Here is a 16856-nt window from a genome sequence, read left to right as displayed (position 1 = left end):
GGGGAGGGCCGCACCCCCCCCCTCCCCACCCCCCCCCCCCCCCCCCCCCCCCCCCGCCCCCGCCCCCCCCCCCCCCCCCCCCCCCCCCCCCCCGCGTCCGTCTGCCGTCAGTTACCGGAGACGGTGACCTTCTCGTCGTTGTTGAGCTGTTCCACCAGCTGCTTGACCTTGGCCTTGTCCCAGACCAGATTGCCGCCGGTGGAGCCCGAGATCGGCATGTTCAGCGACGTGCCGTCGCCGCCGGTGACGCCCTTCATGGCGAAGAACATCTGCCCCAGGGACCACAGCGACATGTCCTTGTCCACGATCAGGGTGTCCAGGCCGGCGCCCATCGTCGGGTACAGCTTGAACGGGTTGAGGATCGTGGACGGCGTCGCTGTCTGGCTCGCCAGCGCCGCGAGGAACTTCTGCTGGTTCTTCGTACGGTCCAGGTCGGACGTGAACGCGTGCCGGGTGCGGACGAAGGCGAGGGCCTGCTGGCCGTCGAGGGTCTGCTTGCCCGCCTGGAAGTCGGCGCCGGAGTACTTGTCCTTGAACGCCTTGGGGATGTCGAGCTCCACTCCGCCGATCGCGTCCACGATCTTGGCGAAGCCGCCGAAGCCGATCTCGACGTAGTGGTCGATGTGGAGTCCGGTGTTGAACTCGACGGTGCGGACGAGGAGTTCGGGCCCGTCCATGGCGTACGCGGCGTTCAGCTTGGTGTACTGGCCGCGGGCCGGGTAGAGCTTGCCGGAGTCGGAGCCCTTGAACGAGGGGATCTCGACGTTCGAGTCACGCGGCAGGGAGACCAGCGTCGGCCCGTTCGATCCGTCGTGCAGGATCATCATGGAGTCGGTCCGCTTGCCCTCGGCGGAGCCGGTGTGGAGCTTCTTCTTTTCCTCGGCGGTCATGCCCGCGCGGCTGTCGGAACCGACGATCAGGTAGTTGGTGCCGTCGCCGCTCTTCGGCCGCTCGATGACCTTGGAGAGGTCCACCTCGCGCTTGAGCTTGGAGTCGGCCCAGAAGTAGGTGCCGATGGAGACCGCGAGCACCACGACGACCAGGGACAGCGCGCCGATCTTTATTCGGCGGCGCCAGTCGGGCGCCGGGCGCCCCTGGACGTAACCGCCATCACCCCGGCCGCCGCCGTGGCCGTTGCCCCGGCCCCCGCCGTTGCCACCGCCGCCGTAGACCTGGCCCGTGTTGTAACCGTTGTCGTACCCTGCGTTGTCGTCGTAGCCGCCGGAGTACTGCTGCTGCTCCGGCTGCCGCTGCCGGGGCGGTGCGGGGCGCTGCTGCGGCGGTGCGGGACGCCGCTGGACATGCGGCATCGCGCGGGCGCCCTCGGGCCGGTCACTGTTGCTTCCCTGCCCGTAGCGGTTGCCGCTGCGGTTGTCGTCGGTCCAGCCCTCGGGCCAATCGTTCATGCGGTCCAGTGTGCAGGCCGGGTGCCCTGCTCTTACAGGGGGTGCGGGAAATCGCATCAGGGCTGTTGCGAAGCTGATGCATTGCTGCCGGGCGTAAGCCCCCGCATAAGGTGGACGGTATGACAGATCAGGCCCCGCGCCCGGAGGGCGATATTCCGGGCAAGCCGACCGCCGCTTCCCGGACCACCCTCAGCCACATCATGACCGGCAACGACACCAATCTGCTGGGCACGGTGCACGGTGGAGTGATCATGAAACTGGTCGACGACGCGGCGGGCGCCGTGGCCGGCCGGCACTCCGGCGGACCCGCGGTGACGGCCTCGATGGACGAGATGGTCTTCCTGGAGCCGGTCCGCGTGGGTGACCTTGTTCACGTCCGGGCCCAGGTGAACTGGACGGGCCGCTCCTCGATGGAGGTCGGCGTCCGGGTCATGGCCGAGCGGTGGAACGAATCCACCCCCGCCCAGCAGGTCGGCAGCGCGTATCTGGTGTTCGCCGCGGTCGACGCGGACGGCAAGCCGCGCCCCGTACCGCACGTGATCCCGGAGACGGAGCGCGACAAGCGGCGCTACCAGGAGGCGCAGATCCGGCGCACCCACCGCCTCGCCAGGCGCCGCGCGATCAAGGAACTGCGCGAGAAGCGCGTGGCGGACGGCATCCAGGACTGAGCCCCGACGTACCCGCGGTCACGGGCAGACCTCCTGGTCGCCCGTGACCGTGCCGAACTCGCCCCGGTTCGTCTCCTCGGCCCGCACCCGCTGCACCTTCTCGAAGTCCGGGCCCGCCGTCACCTTCATCGTGGGGCCCTGCCCCCGCACCGCCCGTAGCTCGGCCCCGGGCAATGCCACGGCCAGGGACTTCGCGGACAGGTCCCAGCGCGGGTCATAGGTGATCAGGGTGCGCTTGAGATCCTGCGGCTCCCCGTTCAGCGGGGCCCGCGTGGTGTTGAAACCGGTGGCGTGCAGTGCGTCGTCGACCGTCTTGCCGAGCCCGTCCTTCGAGGTCCCGTTGTAGACCTGGACCCGGATCTGCCGCGGGGCGACACCGACCTTCGTCGCGTCCTTCGGCTGCTCGGGCCGCACCGGGGCGAGCGGCCGGTCGTCGCGCAGTGCCTGGAAGAGCTTCTTCGACTTCCGCTCGTCCCATTTGACCGTGGTGCCGATGCCCTTGACCGGGTGGGCGACGTTTCCCATCGGTACGGAGGCGAACTCGGACGAGGCGGGGGAGAAGCCGCGCATCGCCTGGCCGAGCTCCAGCATCTGCTCCGTACCGAACCCCTTGTCGGCCCGGACCGACCTCAGCATCGTCGAGGCGACGTCCCGGAACTTCACCGGATTCAGCAGCACACCGCTGCGGGTCGCCTGCTTGATCAGCGAGGCGAGGAACTTCTGCTGGCGCTGCATCCGGCCCAGATCGGAGGCCCCGTCGATATGCCGGGAGCGCACGTACTGGAGCGCCTGTCCGCCGTCCAGATGATGGGTGCCCGCGGGGAGAACGAGACCGGTGTACGAGTCCTTCAGCGGCCGGGCCGTGCAGATCTGCACCCCGCCCAGGGTGTCCACCGTCTTCATGAAGCTGGTGAAGTCGACCTCCAGGTAGTGGTCGATCTTGATGCCGGTCATGTGCTCGACGGTCCGCACGGTCAGACCGGGCCCGCCCTCGGCGTAGGCGGCGTTCAGCTTCACCGGGTGGGCGGCGCGGATCCGGCCGGTGCTCCGGTCCTTGTGCTCGGGGATCACGGCATAGCTGTCCCGCGGCAGCGAGACGACGCTCGCGCGCTCCTTGTCCGCCGACAGATGCACCAGCATGACCGTGTCGGTGCAGTTGCAGGGCACACCGCCCAGCCGGTACTTCTCCTTCTCCTCCCGGGTGATCTTGTCGCGGCCGTCGGTGCCCACGAGCAGCAGATTCATGCCATAGCCGGCCCTGGGCCGGTTCTTCATGTCCTTGAACGGGTCGATCCGGTCGATCCCGGTCTCCAGGCTGGTCACCACCGCATGGCCGATGCCGCCGGCCCCGAGCACCAGCACGGAAATGCCGGTCACCACCCGCATGCCCCAGCGCGGCCGTCCGCCCTGCTTTCTGGACCCGCGCTGCGGCGGAACCGGGCGGGAGCGCGGCGAACGGGGGGAGGGGTGCGGCGTGGGCACGGGGGGAACCTCCGCGGTGCAGGGGGGATCGTTCGCACAGTAGGCCCATACGATCTGCAGTCCGCGAAGCGACCCGGTGGCGCGCGCCGGTGTCCCCCATTCGCGGTAACGTGGCGGCCGAATAACGCCGCCTGGTGGGGTGCGAACCCCCGGCGCCCCCGAGGACCACCCGAGGACCACCATGTCTGCCGCGCAGCACCCCGCCGTCTCCGTGATCATGCCGGTGCTGGATGAGGAACGCCATCTCAGGAACTCCGTCCGGCACATCCTGGAGCAGGAGTACGCGGGTGAGATGGAGGTGGTGATCGCGCTGGGCCCCTCCACGGACCGTACGGACGAGATCGCCGCGGAGCTGGTACGCGAGGACCCCCGGGTCCACACCGTCCCGAACCCGACCGGCCGCACCCCCGCCGCCCTCAACGCCGCGATCAAGGCGTCCCGCCACCCCATAGTCGTGCGGGTGGACGGTCACGGCATGCTCTCGCCGAACTACATCGCGACCGCCGTCCGCCTCCTGGAGGAGACCGGTGCGCAGAACGTCGGCGGCATCATGCACGCCGAGGGCGAGAACGCCTGGGAGGACGCCGTGGCCGCGGCCATGACGTCGAAGATCGGCGTCGGCAACGCGGCCTTCCACACCGGCGGCCAGGCAGGCCCTGCGGAGACCGTATATCTTGGCGTGTTCCGCCGTGAGGCCCTGGAGAAGGCGGACGGCTACAACGTGGAGTTCATCCGCGCCCAGGACTGGGAGCTGAACTTCCGCATCCGCGAGGCGGGCGGTCTGATCTGGTTCTCGCCCGAGCTGAAGGTGCAGTACCGGCCGCGGCCCTCCATCAAGGCGCTCGCCAAGCAGTACAAGGACTACGGCCGCTGGCGGCACGTCGTCGCCCGCTACCACTCCGGCTCGATCAATCTGCGCTACCTGGCGCCGCCCACCGCCGTCTGCGCGATCGCGGCGGGCATCGTGGTCGGTGCGGCCGTCACCCCGTGGGCCTTCGTCGTCCCCGCCGGGTACGCCGCGGCGATCGTCGCCGGGTCCGTCCCGGCGGGCAAGGGCCTGTCGCTGAAGGCGCGGGCGCAGATCCCGGTGGCCCTCGCGACCATGCACATGTCGTGGGGGTACGGCTTCCTGACCAGCCCGCGCTCGCTGGCGAAGAAGGTCATCGCCAGCCGCCGCCCGGCCATGACCGTCTGAGCACCACAAACACCGCGGGGGCCCTCCGATGTGCTGGAGGGCCCCCGCGGTGCGTCGTGTCCCGATACCTACCAGCCGAAGCCCGGCTGGACGTCCATGCAGGCCGTCTCGTCGTCGCCGTTCAGCGCCCGCGCGCTCTCCGGGGTCTTCTCCTCGGCCGAGGGCGCGTGGTAGTCACCGTCCTCGCGCCAGTCGGCACCCACGGCCAGCGTGATGCCCGAGACGTCGGTTGACTTCTTCACCGCCGACAGCGGGATGCCGAGCGCCTTGGCGACCGCTTGGGCGTTGCCCTCCATGTCCACGGTGGGGAAGAGGATCCCGGTCCGCTTCGCCGCCTCGGTGTTCTGCGTGTCGATCGTGGCCTGGGTGAAGCCCTTCCCGGTCAGCAGCTCCTTGACCGCCGAGGCGCGGCCCTTGACCGGGTAGTCGGTGTCGGTACGCGTTCCGTTGCGGATGCTGACCGGGATCTCGGCGACGGGCGACGTGGGCTTCTTGGCGGCCGGGGCCTTGCGCTTGGACGCCTTGCCGTCGAGCGGGATGTCGTCGCGGACCATCTGGAACAGCTGATCGGCTTCGCCGGGCTTGGGGAGCACCCGGCCCTTGTTCACGCCCGTTCCGTAGACGTTCGGCATCGTCGTCATCGTGATGCGCTTGGTGGGCGGCTTCTTGAGCTCCTCCGCGAGGTTGTACAGCTTCGTGACGCTGCCGAGGCCCTTGTCGCCCTTGTCGACCGTCAGCGCGTCGGTCGCCGCCTCGGCGAGGTCTGTCAGCTTGCCCGGGTCGGTGAGCTTGGTGCCCTTGCGCAGCTCACGGACCATCGAGTTCATGTACATGTGCTGGGCGTGGGTACGGCCGAGGTCGGTGCCGTCCTCGAAGCCGTAGCGGGTGCGCAGCCACTGGAGGGCCTGCTTGCCCTTGATCTTCGTGGTGCCTTTCTCCAGCTTCAGCCCGGAACCCTTGCCGGTGCTCGTGTGGGAGTAGACGTTGCCCTTGACGCAGACCGGGACGCCGCCGATCGCGTCGGCCATCGAGACCACACCGGCGAAGTCGATCATCATGAAGTGGTCGATGGTGATGCCGGTGAGCTCGTACCAGGTGGCCACGGTGCAGCCGGGACCGCCGCGGCCGAGCGTCTCGTTGGTCATCGTCAGGCCTGTGGTCGCGGGGTAGACGTGCTTCGTCTTCGGGTCGGTGCACTTCGGGATCTTCAGCAGTGTGTCGCGCGGCATGCTGATCACCGACATGTTGCTGCGGTCGGCGGAGAGATGGAGCAGCATCTGCACATCGGCCAGCGGCGGCGCCCCGAAGGTGTTCTTGGCCCCGCCGAGCTTCTGGTTCTCCTTGGAGTTCCGCGCGTCCGAGCCGATGAGCAGGATGTTCATCGGGGTCTGACCGGCGGCATTGGCCTTGTGGTCGGCCATCTTCTTGTCGCCGATGTTCAGGTCCTCTTTCTTGAGGTTCCCGTTGAGGTGCTCGTAATAGAGGTATCCGGCGCCCGCGCCGCCGAGTATGAACAGCGCGAGAACCGCAGCGACCCAGCGCAGCACCCGGCGCTTGCCCTTCTTGCCGTGTCCCTTGGGGCCGCCGCGCCGACGGCCGCTGTCCGCCGGGGCGGACCGTCCGCCGGACGCGCCGGAGTCCGGACCCTTCTCCGGGGCGTCCTCGTATAGCCCGTCGTCCCAGCCGAGTTGGCCGGCGTGCCGGACGCGTGGTCGCGTCCCCTCCCCAGGTGTACTGCTCCGTCCCACCAGGACCCCCCTGCTGCTCAGACTCGTGGTTTGGCGCAGTGACCCGGTGTCACTTGGCGCACTCTGCCTTGTCGGCGTTTGCTAGCGGAATATCTGCTGGCGCCTTTGCCGGTCCCGTGATGGGAATGCCCGCGCCCTCGAAGTCGGCGCCCAGCGTCAGCACCATCGCCTGGAGCCCCTCGGCGTCCGTGGTGCCCTTCTTCATGGCGGAGCCGGGCAGGCCCATCATGGCGGCCAGCGCACGGGCCTGGTCCGCCTGGTTCGGCGCGTACTCCAGCGTCGTCTTGTCGATCTTCGCCGGGGCGTTGGCCTTGTTCGTGGACTTGAGCACGCCCTGCTCGGTCTGCAGCCAGGTGACCGTCTTCTGCGCGCCACCGGCGATCTTGCCGCCGTTGAACACATCGACACGTACATCGGCCGCGGCGGCCTTGGAGCCCTTGAGGAGCGCGTCCTGCTTGCCCTTCGCGGCCTTCTTCTGCGACTCCACCTCGGTCAGCGAGGTGTCCTCACGCATCATCGCGAAGAGCTGGTCCGCCTTCTCCGGACGCAGCACCACCGTGATGGGCTTCGGCTCGGCCGGGTTGTCTATCACCGGGACCGTCACGAAGGTGATGTTCTTCGTGTCGACCTTGCTGAGCTCCGTGGCCAGCGACACCAGCTTCGTCCCTGTGCCGATGGCCTTGTCGACCGTGAGGGCCTTGGTCGCCGCGTCCGCCAGCTTGTACAGCTTCGTCGGGCTGGTCAGGGTGTCGTCCGACTGCATCTGCCGGATCATCGAGCCGATGAACTGCTGCTGCACCTTGATCCGGTCCAGGTCGCTCTTATTGCCGAAGCTGTGCCGGGTCCGTACGAACGCCAGCGCGTCCTCGCCCTGGATCTTGCTCTCACCCTCCGGCAGGTCCAGGTGCGAGTCCTTGTCCTTGACCGGATGTGCCAGGCAGACCTTGACGCCGCCAACCGCGGTGGACAGCTCCTTCACCGCGTTGAAGTCGACCATCATGAAGTGGTCGGGCTTCAGGCCGGTGATCTCCTCGACCGTGCGCATGGTGCAGCCCGGGTCGCGGCCGTCCTGGCCGAGGCTGACGTTGAAGCGGACGTTCTGCGTCCCCGGAATGACCTTCTTCGAGCCGTCGGGCTGCACGGAGGTGCACTCCGGGATGTCGGTGATCAGGTCGCGGGGGATGCTGAGCGCAGTCGCGTTGGTGCGGTCCTTGGAGACGTGGAAGAGGATGTTGGTGTCGGCGTGGCCCACACTCCCCTTGTCGCCGTATCCCTCGTTGCCCTTACCGGTGCGCTTGTCGGTCCCGATGATCAATATGTTGACCGGGGCGTCGTTGTCGAAGACGTTCTTGTTGCCGGCGCCGCCGACGTCGACGGTGTTCAGGTTGCCGTTGAAGTGCTGGTACAGCGCGTATCCGCCCACCGACAGGCCGACCAGGACGAAGGCCATCGAGCCGCCCGTCCACAGCAGCGCCTTCTTGCGGCGTGCCTTGGGTGCCTTGCGGCTGCGGCGGCCCGTGCTCTCGCCGGGGCCCGAACCCTCCTGGCCGCGCGGGCCATTGGCCGTCCGGCGGCTGCGCTGTCCCGGCACCTCGGGGCGCGGCGCGGACCCGTGCCCGTCACGGGCCGGACCCTGCCGCTCGCCACTGCCGTCACGAGCCGTGCCTCTGCGCTCGCCGCCACCGTCGCGGACAGGTCCTCTGCGATTGGGGATACGTGGACCGGACGTCCGGGAAGTGCCGGCCGAATCCGCTCCGGAATGATTCAGTCGCAGTTCGTAATCGCCGGTGTTCGGGTTGAGAACCCACTGGTCTGCGGGGTCGATTTCATCCGCCCGCCCACGGCTTTGCGCATCCACGGTTTCTTGAGTCCTCCGTCGGTGCCACGCGAGGCGCCTCCCCCGATCAGGCGCTCGATCTTTCGCTCCGGAAGTGCGCGGCCTGGCGGCCGGAAGCACCGGATCGCGTCACACTATCGGCCCGGTTCGGCGTCGAGCGACGAGCGTGACAAATTCCACGTTCCTTACAACTGGTCATTCTGCTCATTACACGCCGATCACGGGCTTCTGCTTGGGAATTGCTTTACTGCTTGCACAGGTCGGCCGCCGCGTTGTTGCCCGAATAGGTCGGTGTGGGACTCGGGCCTGCGGCGTCCGGTGTATCGGTCGCGGCATTGTTTTTCCCGTTGTTCTTCCCGTCGTCACCCTTGAGCCGGTCCGCCGGGACCACGGCGACCGGAGTGTCCTCGCGCAGCCGCTTGAAAAGACGTTTCGCGTCGGGCTGGACGAGTTCGTCCCGGTTCGGGTCGGCGGCGTACGGCTGCCGGGGCACGGTCAGGAACTGCACCTTGTCGGTCGGTACCTCGCGCAGGCCGCGCACCAGCTCGTACAGGTCCTCGAGGCTGTCCAGGCCCGGGTCCGTGGTCAGCGCCTTGGTGGCCGCGTCCAGTACCGGGTAGAGACGGGTCGGATTGAGCAGGACGCCGTTGCTCTGCACCTTGTTCACCAGCGCGCCCAGGAACTGCTGCTGGCGGTCCATCCGTTCGGTGTCGCTGCCGTTGCCGATGGACTTGCGGGCCCGTACGTACCCCAGCGCCTGCTCACCGTTGAGCTTCTGGCGCCCGGCGGGGAGCTTCAGGTGGGCGTCGGCGTCATCGACCGGCTTCTTCAGGCAGACCTCGACACCGTGCACGGCGTCGACCATGTCCTTGAAGCCGTTGAAGTCGACGACCATCTGGTGGTCTATCCGGACGCCGGTCAGCCTCTCGACCGTACGGGTCGTGCAGGCGGTGCCGCCGAACTCGAAGGCCCAGTTGAATTGGGCGAATTGTTTCGTCGTGGCCGTACCGTCTGCTTTGTGGCAGACCGGGATCTCTACCATCAGATCGCGCGGCAGGGACATCGCTGTGACGCTCTTCCGGTCCGCGGCGAGGTGCAGCAGGATCGTGGTGTCCGAGCGCTGGCTGCCGCCGTCGTCACGACCGTACTTGCGGTTGTCACCGGCCCGGCTGTCGGAGCCGATGAGCAGAATGTTCTCCGCGTCGTGCACCACGGAGGCGGGCCGCTCCCGCTCGTACACCTTCAGTTCGGCGGCCGCCGAAGTGTCGGTTCTGATGTTTCCGTCGAGCTTCCTGTACAGCCACCAGCCGACGCCCGCGGAGGCCAGGACCGCGAACGAGGCGCCGAGCGCGGTCCAGCGCAGCCAGCGGCGCCTGTGCCCGGCGAGGAGCTCCGGGGTGGCGCCGGAGTCGTCCCCGGCCTGCGACTTGCCCTCGCCCTCGGCCGAGTCGTCGGAGTCGTCCGGCGGGCCGGCGCTTTCGCTCACGTCTGCGTCCATCCTTCACGTTCGGCGGCGCGCTGGGCCGCCGGTCGCAGAAGTAGACGGCTGAACCTCACGCTTGGTTGTGTCCCGAGCGGTCTGTACCGCCGATCATGTACCGGAGTTGAGGCGCAGCCCTGAGGGCTCGACCCGGTATGGGCCGGACGAGTGGGTCCTCAGGGCGCTTGTCATACAGCGGTGTTGGTGACCCGTTCGCTCTCGACGCGCTTCGCCAGTCCGTCCTCGTCCAGCTGCCCCAGATGCCGGCACAGGACCACGGACCCCCCGGCCGCCAGCGGCGCGAACAGCCCCGCACTCAGGCCTTCCCAGGTGTCGTACGTACGTCCCGTCAGCAGTCGCGACCCGGCGGTCAGGCCGAGACCGGCCGCATCCTCGCGGGCCCGCGCCAACAGTTGCGCCGCCGTCAGCTCGACTCCGCCCACCGTCAGCGCGGGGACGTCCGGGGCCACGGGTGCGAACGGGGCGAACCGGTCGCCCTGGCTCGGCACCTCGACCGCGTAGTCCGCAAAACCCTCGGGTGCCTGTGGGAACCTGCCGCCCAGCGGGCGCAGTGCCAGGGCGACCCGCTCGCCGCGGCAGGCGCGCGCGGCCTCCAATGTGTCCGGGCCGCTGACGACGAGGTCGGCGCCGGCCGGGTCGCCCTGCACATCGGCGATCACGCCGACCGAGGAACAGGCGAGCAGCCAGACCGCGGACTGCCAGTGCGCGGGCAGCAGAAGGGCGAGCCGGTCGCCGGGTTCCGCGGCGAGGTCGCCCTGCAGAAGGTTGGCGGTCTTGGCCACCCAATTGGCGAAGGTGGCCACCGACAGTTCGACGCGTTCTCCGGTGGCGTCGTCGTAGAAAGTGACCAAGGGGCGGGCCGGGTCCGCGGCAAGCGCGGAACGCAGCAGGTCGGCGGGGGTGCGGTCGGTGGCGTTCATCCGCGCAAGGGTACGCGGCGGTGCCGGGCCGGCCGGGGTCGACGGGCGCCGGGTACACCGGTTCGGCAGACGACCCGTCAATTGTGCAGAGATACCCCGGTAGCCGGAGTTGTCAGAATGTGCCCAGGATCGTTCGTATGCGTGCCTTCATTGCATCCTCGATCGGTGTCACCTGTGCGGCCTTTCTCGCACTGCCGTTGGCCGTGCCCGCGGGCGCCGTCCCCGACACCCACACCGCCCCCGCCGAGTCCGTCGAGCCCCCCGGTGTGCCGGGCTCGACGCAGTCCCTGCCGCTGTCGCCGCTGCCGGCACCGTCCGGCCGGGCCACCGGCGAACCCACCCGGACCGCCGAGGCCGCCGAACAGGGGCTGTCCGAGCGCGAGGTCCGCCCCTTCTCCCTGGTCGGCGTCGTCTGGGACGACGTGGACACCGAGCTCCACGGCACCGTCCAGGTCCGCACCCGTGCCATCGGCACCACCCGCTGGTCGGGCTGGCAGGACCTGGAGACGCACAACGCCGAGCACGCCGCGGACCCCGGGAGCGCCGAGCGTGAGTCCGGGACCGTCCGGGGCTCCACCGCCCCGCTCTGGGTGGGCGACTCGGACGGCGTCGCGGTCCGCGTACGCCCGGAATCCACCGACCCGCAGGACCGGAATGCCCCCGCCGTACCACTGCCCACCGGTCTGCGCCTCGAACTCGTCGACCCCGGCAAGGACCCGCAGCCGCTCCCCGCGGCGGGCGCCGAGGCCGGCGACCACCGAACCACACCGCTCGACGGGAGCGTGCTCCCCGCCCTGAGCAAGGCGGAGACCGAGGCACGCAGCGAGGCGGAGGCCGGACCCGCGCCCGGCGCCCAGCCGTACATCGGACCCCGGCCGCACATCATCACCCGTAAGGGCTGGGGAGCCGACGAGAAGCTCAGGGAGCGCGGCTTCGTGTACACCAAGAGCGTCAAGGCCGCGTTCATCCACCACAGCGCCACGGGCAACAACTACAAGTGCACCCAGGCGCCCGCCGTCCTGCGTGGCATCTACCGCTACCACGTCAAGAGCGGCGGCTGGCGCGACATCGGCTACAACTTCGCCGTCGACAAGTGCGGAAACATCTACGAAGGACGTGCCGGAGGCGTGACGAAGGCTGTCCTGGGCGCGCACACGCGCGGCTTCAACAGCAACAGCACGGGTATCGCGGTGCTCGGAACCTTCACCAGCTCGAACCCGCCCGCCGCCGCGGTGAACGCCATCGCGAAGCTCACCGCATGGAAGCTCGGCCTCTTCGGAGCCAACCCCCAGGGCAAGACCACACTCGTCTCGGGCGGCGGGAACAAGTTCAAGAAGGGAAAGAAGGTCAAACTCAACGTCATCTCCGGCCATCGGGACGGCTTCGCAACCGAATGCCCCGGATTGCGTCTCTACAAGAAGCTCGGCTCGGCCCGGACCAGCTCCGCCCATCTGCAGGGCCGCTGAACGGAACAGCGCGGAAGGCTGCTGCGGACCGCCGCGAGCTGCTGACCGGGGACGACCGGACCGGTCTGCATACACTGGCCAGCCGAAACCAGGCCAGGCCCCACCAGGAAGCAGAGTCAGCGCTGTGACAGAGGCAAGAGAAGCGATCCTCCTGGTCGGCGGCAAGGGAACCAGGCTGCGCCCGCTCACGGTGCACACTCCCAAGCCCATGGTTCCGGCGGCGGGCGTCCCGTTCCTCACGCACCAGCTGGCGCGCGCCCGGGCCGCCGGGGTCGAGCACATCGTGCTCGCGACGTCATATCTGGCGGAGGTCTTCGAACCGTACTTCGGGGACGGTTCGTCGCTCGGTCTCCACATCGAGTACGTCACCGAACGCGAACCGCTCGGCACCGGCGGAGCGATACGCAACGTCGCGTCCCGGCTCACCGCGGGCCCCGACGAACCGGTGCTCATCTTCAACGGCGACATCCTCACCGGCCTCGACATCCGGACGCTGGTCGCCTCGCACGCCACATCCGGAGCGGATGTCTCCCTCCACCTCACCCGGGTCGAGGACCCGCGCGCCTTCGGTCTCGTCCCGACGGACGGCAGCGGCAGGGTCACCGCGTTCCTGGAGAAGCCCGAGACGCCCGAGGAGATAGTCACCGACCAGATCAACGCGGGGGCGTACATCTTCCGCCGGTCGGTCATCGACACCATCCCGGCCGGCCGCCCGGTCTCCGTCGAGCGCGAGACCTTCCCCGGACTGCTCGCCTCCGGCGCACACCTTCAAGGAATGGTCGACTCCACGTACTGGCTGGACCTCGGCACCCCGCAGGCCTTCGTACGCGGCTCCGCCGACCTGGTCCTGGGCCGCGCACCCTCCCCGGCCGTCCCCGGCCGGTGCGGCGACCAGCTCGTCCTGCCGACGGCCTCCGTCGCCGCCGATGCCAAACTCAGCGGCGGTACGGTCATCGGAGAGGGCGCCCTGATCGGCGAAGGAGCCCGGATCGACGGCTCCGCGGTCCTGACCGGCGCGGTCGTCGAACCGGGAGCCGTGATCACGGACTCGCTGGTCGGAGCCGGTGCCAGGATCGGCAGTCGTACGGTGCTGACCGGCGCGGTCATCGGGGACGGGGCCCGGGTCGGCGCCGACAACGAACTGCGCGACGGCATCCGCATCTGGTGCGGGGCGGTCCTGCCGGACGCCGCGGTGCGCTTCTCGTCCGACGAATAACCGGGCGCCCGCCACTGCGCTTACCCTCGACAGGCACCCCCGACGACCGAGGACCTCATCGTGGCAGGACGATTCGCACCCCGCAGTGCCCCTCGCGCGGCCGTCCCCCACCAGGCGGCGGCTCCGGCGACGGACGCGCTGACCCGCGACTGGACCCCGCCCGGCCCGCTCGACCTGCGCCTGGTCCTCGGCCCGCTGCGCCGCGGCCCCGCCGACCCCACCTTCCGGATGACCCGGGACGGCGCGGTCTGGCGGGCCGGCCGTACACCCGCAGGCCCCGGAACCCTCCGCGTCACGGCCCGGGACGGCCGGATCGAGGCGGCGGCCTGGGGACCGGGCGCACCCTGGCTGCTGGACAGGCTCCCGACGCTGCTCGGCGCGACGGACGACCCGGACGCCTTCCGCCCGCGCCACCGGCTGCTCGCCCTGACCCGGCACAGCCGTCCCGGCCTGCGCCTGCTGCGCACCGGCCTGGTCATGGAGTCCCTGATCCCGTCGATCCTCGAACAGAAGGTCACCACGGACGAGGCCTACCGCGCCTGGCGCTACCTGGTCCGCAAGCACGGCACCCCGGCGCCCGGCCCCACGGACCACGCCGCGTTCACCGCCCTCGGCCTGCACGTCATGCCGGACGCCCGCACCTGGTCCCTGATCCCGTCCTGGGAATGGCACCGTGCAGGCGTCGACGCCAAACGCTCGGCCACGATCCTGCGCGCCGTACGCGTGGCCCGCCGCCTGGAGGAGGCGGCCGCCATGGAGCTCCCGGAGGCCATGGCCCGCCTGGAACTGATCCCCGGCATCGGCCCCTGGACCTCGGCCGAGACCCTCCAACGGTCGAACGGCGCAGCGGATGCGGTCACGGTCGGCGATCTCCACCTCCCCGGCATCGTCGGCCACGCCCTGGCAGGCAACAGAAACGCCGACGACGAAGAAATGCTGGCCCTCCTGGCCCCCTACGAGGGCCAACGCCACCGAGCCACCCGCCTCATCCTCCTATCGGGCCGCACCCCACCCCGCCGGGCCCCTCGAATGACCCGAGGCGACATCGCCCGCCTGTAACGGCAGGAGCCACCTCAGCCCGTCCGGCATCTCCATCCGGCCCGGCATTTCCATCGGCTCACCTCACCGAACCGCGACAAACCCCTCCGCGTCCCGTCCCACCCGAGCCACAGGCTGGGCCGCCGCCCGCCCCACCGCGACCGCCCCCAACGGATCCCACGACCCCGGCAGATCCAGCACCTCACGCACCACATCGCGGCAGAACATCGTCGACGACACCCACGCCGAGCCGAGCCGCTCGCCCGCCAGCGCCACCAGGAAGTTCTGGATACCCGCACCCGCGGCGACCACGAACATCTCGCGCTCCGCGGTGTCCCGCCGCTCGTCCCCGTATGTGTGGGAGCCGTCCATCACCAGACACGGCACCACCAGATACGGCGCCCGGCGCAGCACATCGCCCCGCCGCACCCGCTTCGCGATCGACTCCTCGTTCCGGCCGTCCCGGCGAAGATCCGCGATCCAGGCGTTCCGCATCGCGTCGAGAAGCCGGGTCCGCGACTCCTCGGACTCCAGCAGGACGAACCGCCACGGCGTCGTGTGGTGCGGCGCCGGTGCCGTCACCGCCGCGGCCACGGCCCGCCGCACCGCCCCAGGGTCCACCGGATCGTCGGTGAACTCGCGCACCGTACGCCGCAGGGTCACCGCTTCCCGTACCGCTTCCGACGTACCGAGCCGGAACATGTCGTCGGCCGCGACCCGCACCATCGCGCGGGCACCGCCCGCGGAGTCCGTCGGGTCCACGACATGACCGAGCCCCCGCACCACGGCGACGGGCAGCCCCGAAGCCTTGCCCTTGACCAGATCACCGGCTGAGGCCAGCTCATCCGCGGTGGCGACCACGGTCGCGCTCAGCGGATTGCCGTACGCATCCGTACCGCCGCGCAGATCGTCCAGCACCAGGACCCCGGCCGCCCCGATCGCGACATCGGTCAGCCCGTTGCGCCACGGGCGCCCAAAGGTGTCCGTGACGACCACTCCGACCTCGACGCCGAGGGTGTCCCGCAGCCCGTCCCGGATGGCGCGCGCCGAAGCGTCCGGGTCCTCGGGCAGCAACAACACCGTTCCGGCGGGGGTGTTCGAGGCATCGACCCCGGCCGCGGCCATGACGAGACCCTGCCGGTTCTCGACGATCCGCAGCGTGCCGCGCCGCGCCACCACCCGTACCGTCTCGGCGTCGATCGCCGCCTCCCGGTCGGTGGCCTCGACGATCCGGCCCTCCGCCTTGGAGACGATCTTCGAGGTGACCAGCAGGACGTCGCCGTCGGCCAGCCCCGGCTCGGTGGCGGCGATCAGCTTCGCCAGATCGTCCCCGGCCCGCACCTCGGGCATCCCGGGCAGCGCCCAGACGCGGTAGGACGGCGCAGGGGAAGGACCCGAGGACTCGGCGCTCACGCCCGCACCTCCTCGGCCAGCACCAACGCCTGCCGGGCCATCTCCGCCGTCGCGTCGACATCGGTCATCATCAGCGGCACGGAACGGCAGCGGATGCCCGCGGCCTCCACCTCGTCGACCGCCCCGGCGTCCACCGTGTCGACGAGCCACCCGTCGAGCAGTCCGGAACCGTAGTGCGTGGCCACGGCCGAAGCCGTCGACTCGACGCCCACCGCGGCGAGTACCTTGTCCGCCATACCGCGCACGGGCGCGTCCCCGACGATGGGGGAGAGGCCGACGACCGGCACCCCGGCCTCGGCGATCGCCTCCCGGATGCCGGGCACGGCAAGAATCGTCCCCACTGACACGACGGGGTTGGACGGCGGGAAGAGGATGACGTCGGCCTCGGCGATGGCCTCCAGCACGCCCGGCGCCGGCTTGGCCTGCTCGGCGCCGACCGGCACGATCGCCTGCGCCTCGACCGAGGCGCGCAGCTTCACCCAGTACTCCTGGAAGTGGATCGCCCTGCGCTCGCCGTCCATGTCGACCGCTACATGCGTCTCGACCCGGTCGTCGGACATCGGCAGCAGCCGGACCCCCGGCTTCCAGCGCGCACAGAGCGCCTCGGTGACGGCGCTCAGCGGATAGCCCGCGCCTAGCATCTGGGTACGGACGATATGCGTCGCGAAGTCGCGGTCGCCGAGCCCGAACCATTCGGGCCCCACGCCGTAGGCCGCGAGCTCCTCCTTGACCTGGAAGCTCTCGTCCGTACGCCCCCAGCCCTGCTCCTCGTTGATGCCACCGCCGAGGGTGTACATCACGGTGTCGAGGTCGGGGCAGACCTTCAGCCCGAACAGATGGATGTCGTCACCGGTGTTGCCGATCACCGTGATGTCCGCGTCGGGCGCGGCCTGCTTGAGGCCACGCAGAAAACGAGCACCACCGATACCGCCGGCCAGAACCACAATGCGCATGTACAGCAGTTTG

13 protein-coding genes are annotated in these 16856 nt (G+C 69.9%); 5 read left to right on the top strand and 8 right to left on the bottom strand.

Annotated elements, in window-relative coordinates; translation table 11 throughout:
- Positions 1-107: 107 nt before the first annotated feature.
- Positions 108-1406 (bottom strand): LCP family protein, encoded by a 1299-nt coding sequence (locus tag ACZ7IB_RS28185; RefSeq protein ID WP_470916607.1) that lies wholly within the window; start codon positions 1404-1406, stop codon positions 108-110.
- Between the two features lie 119 nt (positions 1407-1525).
- Here ACZ7IB_RS28185 and ACZ7IB_RS28180 point away from each other — a divergent pair, with 119 nt between their 5' ends.
- Positions 1526-2074 carry an acyl-CoA thioesterase gene (locus ACZ7IB_RS28180; protein ID WP_470916606.1) on the top strand — a complete coding sequence of 183 codons (549 nt, stop codon included), beginning with the start codon at positions 1526-1528 and terminating at the stop codon, positions 2072-2074.
- An 18-nt stretch (positions 2075-2092) separates the two neighbouring features.
- On the opposite strand, the gene ACZ7IB_RS28175 is transcribed toward ACZ7IB_RS28180, so the two are convergent.
- Complete coding sequence (locus tag ACZ7IB_RS28175) at positions 2093-3556, bottom strand: LCP family protein (protein ID WP_470916605.1); 1464 nt, start codon at positions 3554-3556, stop codon at positions 2093-2095.
- Positions 3557-3737: 181 nt separating this feature from the next.
- Between ACZ7IB_RS28175 and ACZ7IB_RS28170 the strand changes: the two genes are divergently transcribed.
- Positions 3738-4751, top strand: coding sequence for a glycosyltransferase family 2 protein (locus ACZ7IB_RS28170; protein WP_470916604.1), 1014 nt, complete (start codon positions 3738-3740; stop codon positions 4749-4751).
- A 68-nt stretch (positions 4752-4819) separates the two neighbouring features.
- Here ACZ7IB_RS28170 and ACZ7IB_RS28165 read toward each other — a convergent pair whose 3' ends face one another.
- The 4 genes from ACZ7IB_RS28165 to ACZ7IB_RS28150 form a co-directional block, all read right to left on the bottom strand.
- Complete coding sequence (locus tag ACZ7IB_RS28165) at positions 4820-6499, bottom strand: LCP family protein (protein ID WP_470916603.1); 1680 nt, start codon at positions 6497-6499, stop codon at positions 4820-4822.
- 49 nt (positions 6500-6548) lie between these two features.
- Positions 6549-8357: an LCP family protein gene (locus tag ACZ7IB_RS28160; protein WP_470916602.1), complete on the bottom strand. Its 1809-nt coding sequence runs from the start codon at positions 8355-8357 to the stop codon at positions 6549-6551.
- A 223-nt stretch (positions 8358-8580) separates the two neighbouring features.
- Positions 8581-9822, bottom strand: coding sequence for an LCP family protein (locus tag ACZ7IB_RS28155; protein WP_470916601.1), 1242 nt, complete (start codon positions 9820-9822; stop codon positions 8581-8583).
- 182 nt (positions 9823-10004) lie between these two features.
- A complete protein-coding gene (locus ACZ7IB_RS28150) occupies positions 10005-10757 on the bottom strand; it encodes a TIGR03089 family protein (protein WP_470916600.1) in 753 nt (250 codons plus the stop codon).
- Between the two features lie 137 nt (positions 10758-10894).
- Between ACZ7IB_RS28150 and ACZ7IB_RS28145 the strand changes: the two genes are divergently transcribed.
- The 3 genes from ACZ7IB_RS28145 to ACZ7IB_RS28135 all read left to right on the top strand — a co-directional run bounded on the left by ACZ7IB_RS28145 (position 10895) and on the right by ACZ7IB_RS28135 (position 14498).
- Positions 10895-12223 carry a peptidoglycan recognition protein family protein gene (locus tag ACZ7IB_RS28145; RefSeq protein ID WP_470916599.1) on the top strand — a complete coding sequence of 443 codons (1329 nt, stop codon included), beginning with the start codon at positions 10895-10897 and terminating at the stop codon, positions 12221-12223.
- 124 nt (positions 12224-12347) lie between these two features.
- Entirely contained in the window at positions 12348-13439 is a 1092-nt protein-coding gene (manB, locus tag ACZ7IB_RS28140; protein WP_470916598.1) for a mannose-1-phosphate guanylyltransferase, read from the top strand.
- A 60-nt stretch (positions 13440-13499) separates the two neighbouring features.
- Complete coding sequence (locus tag ACZ7IB_RS28135) at positions 13500-14498, top strand: DNA-3-methyladenine glycosylase family protein (RefSeq protein WP_470916597.1); 999 nt, start codon at positions 13500-13502, stop codon at positions 14496-14498.
- Positions 14499-14561: 63 nt separating this feature from the next.
- Here ACZ7IB_RS28135 and ACZ7IB_RS28130 read toward each other — a convergent pair whose 3' ends face one another.
- Together ACZ7IB_RS28130 and cofD are read right to left on the bottom strand one after the other, a co-directional pair.
- Positions 14562-15890 carry a coenzyme F420-0:L-glutamate ligase gene (locus tag ACZ7IB_RS28130; protein WP_470916596.1) on the bottom strand — a complete coding sequence of 443 codons (1329 nt, stop codon included), beginning with the start codon at positions 15888-15890 and terminating at the stop codon, positions 14562-14564.
- Entirely contained in the window at positions 15887-16843 is a 957-nt protein-coding gene (cofD, locus tag ACZ7IB_RS28125; protein WP_470916595.1) for a 2-phospho-L-lactate transferase, read from the bottom strand. The genes ACZ7IB_RS28130 and cofD overlap by 4 nt, the downstream gene beginning before the upstream one ends.
- Positions 16844-16856: the final 13 nt, after the last annotated feature.

It is taken from the genome of Streptomyces sp. NPDC037301 (assembly GCF_055602785.1).
The sequence above is the reverse complement of the archived record's forward strand: the minus strand, read 5'-3'. Positions and strand labels throughout refer to the sequence as shown.

What these genes read in the sequence shown, in the direction of transcription:
- ACZ7IB_RS28145 (WP_470916599.1), top strand. Translation starts at nt 10,895, where the DNA reads ATGCGTGCCTTCATTGCATCCTCGATCGGTGTCACCTGTGCGGCCTTT.
- ACZ7IB_RS28180 (WP_470916606.1), top strand. Translation starts at nt 1,526, where the DNA reads ATGACAGATCAGGCCCCGCGCCCGGAGGGCGATATTCCGGGCAAGCCG.
- ACZ7IB_RS28170 (WP_470916604.1), top strand. Translation starts at nt 3,738, where the DNA reads ATGTCTGCCGCGCAGCACCCCGCCGTCTCCGTGATCATGCCGGTGCTG.
- ACZ7IB_RS28185 (WP_470916607.1), bottom strand. Translation starts at nt 1,406, where the DNA reads ATGAACGATTGGCCCGAGGGCTGGACCGACGACAACCGCAGCGGCAAC.
- cofD (WP_470916595.1), bottom strand. Translation starts at nt 16,843, where the DNA reads ATGCGCATTGTGGTTCTGGCCGGCGGTATCGGTGGTGCTCGTTTTCTG.
- ACZ7IB_RS28150 (WP_470916600.1), bottom strand. Translation starts at nt 10,757, where the DNA reads ATGAACGCCACCGACCGCACCCCCGCCGACCTGCTGCGTTCCGCGCTT.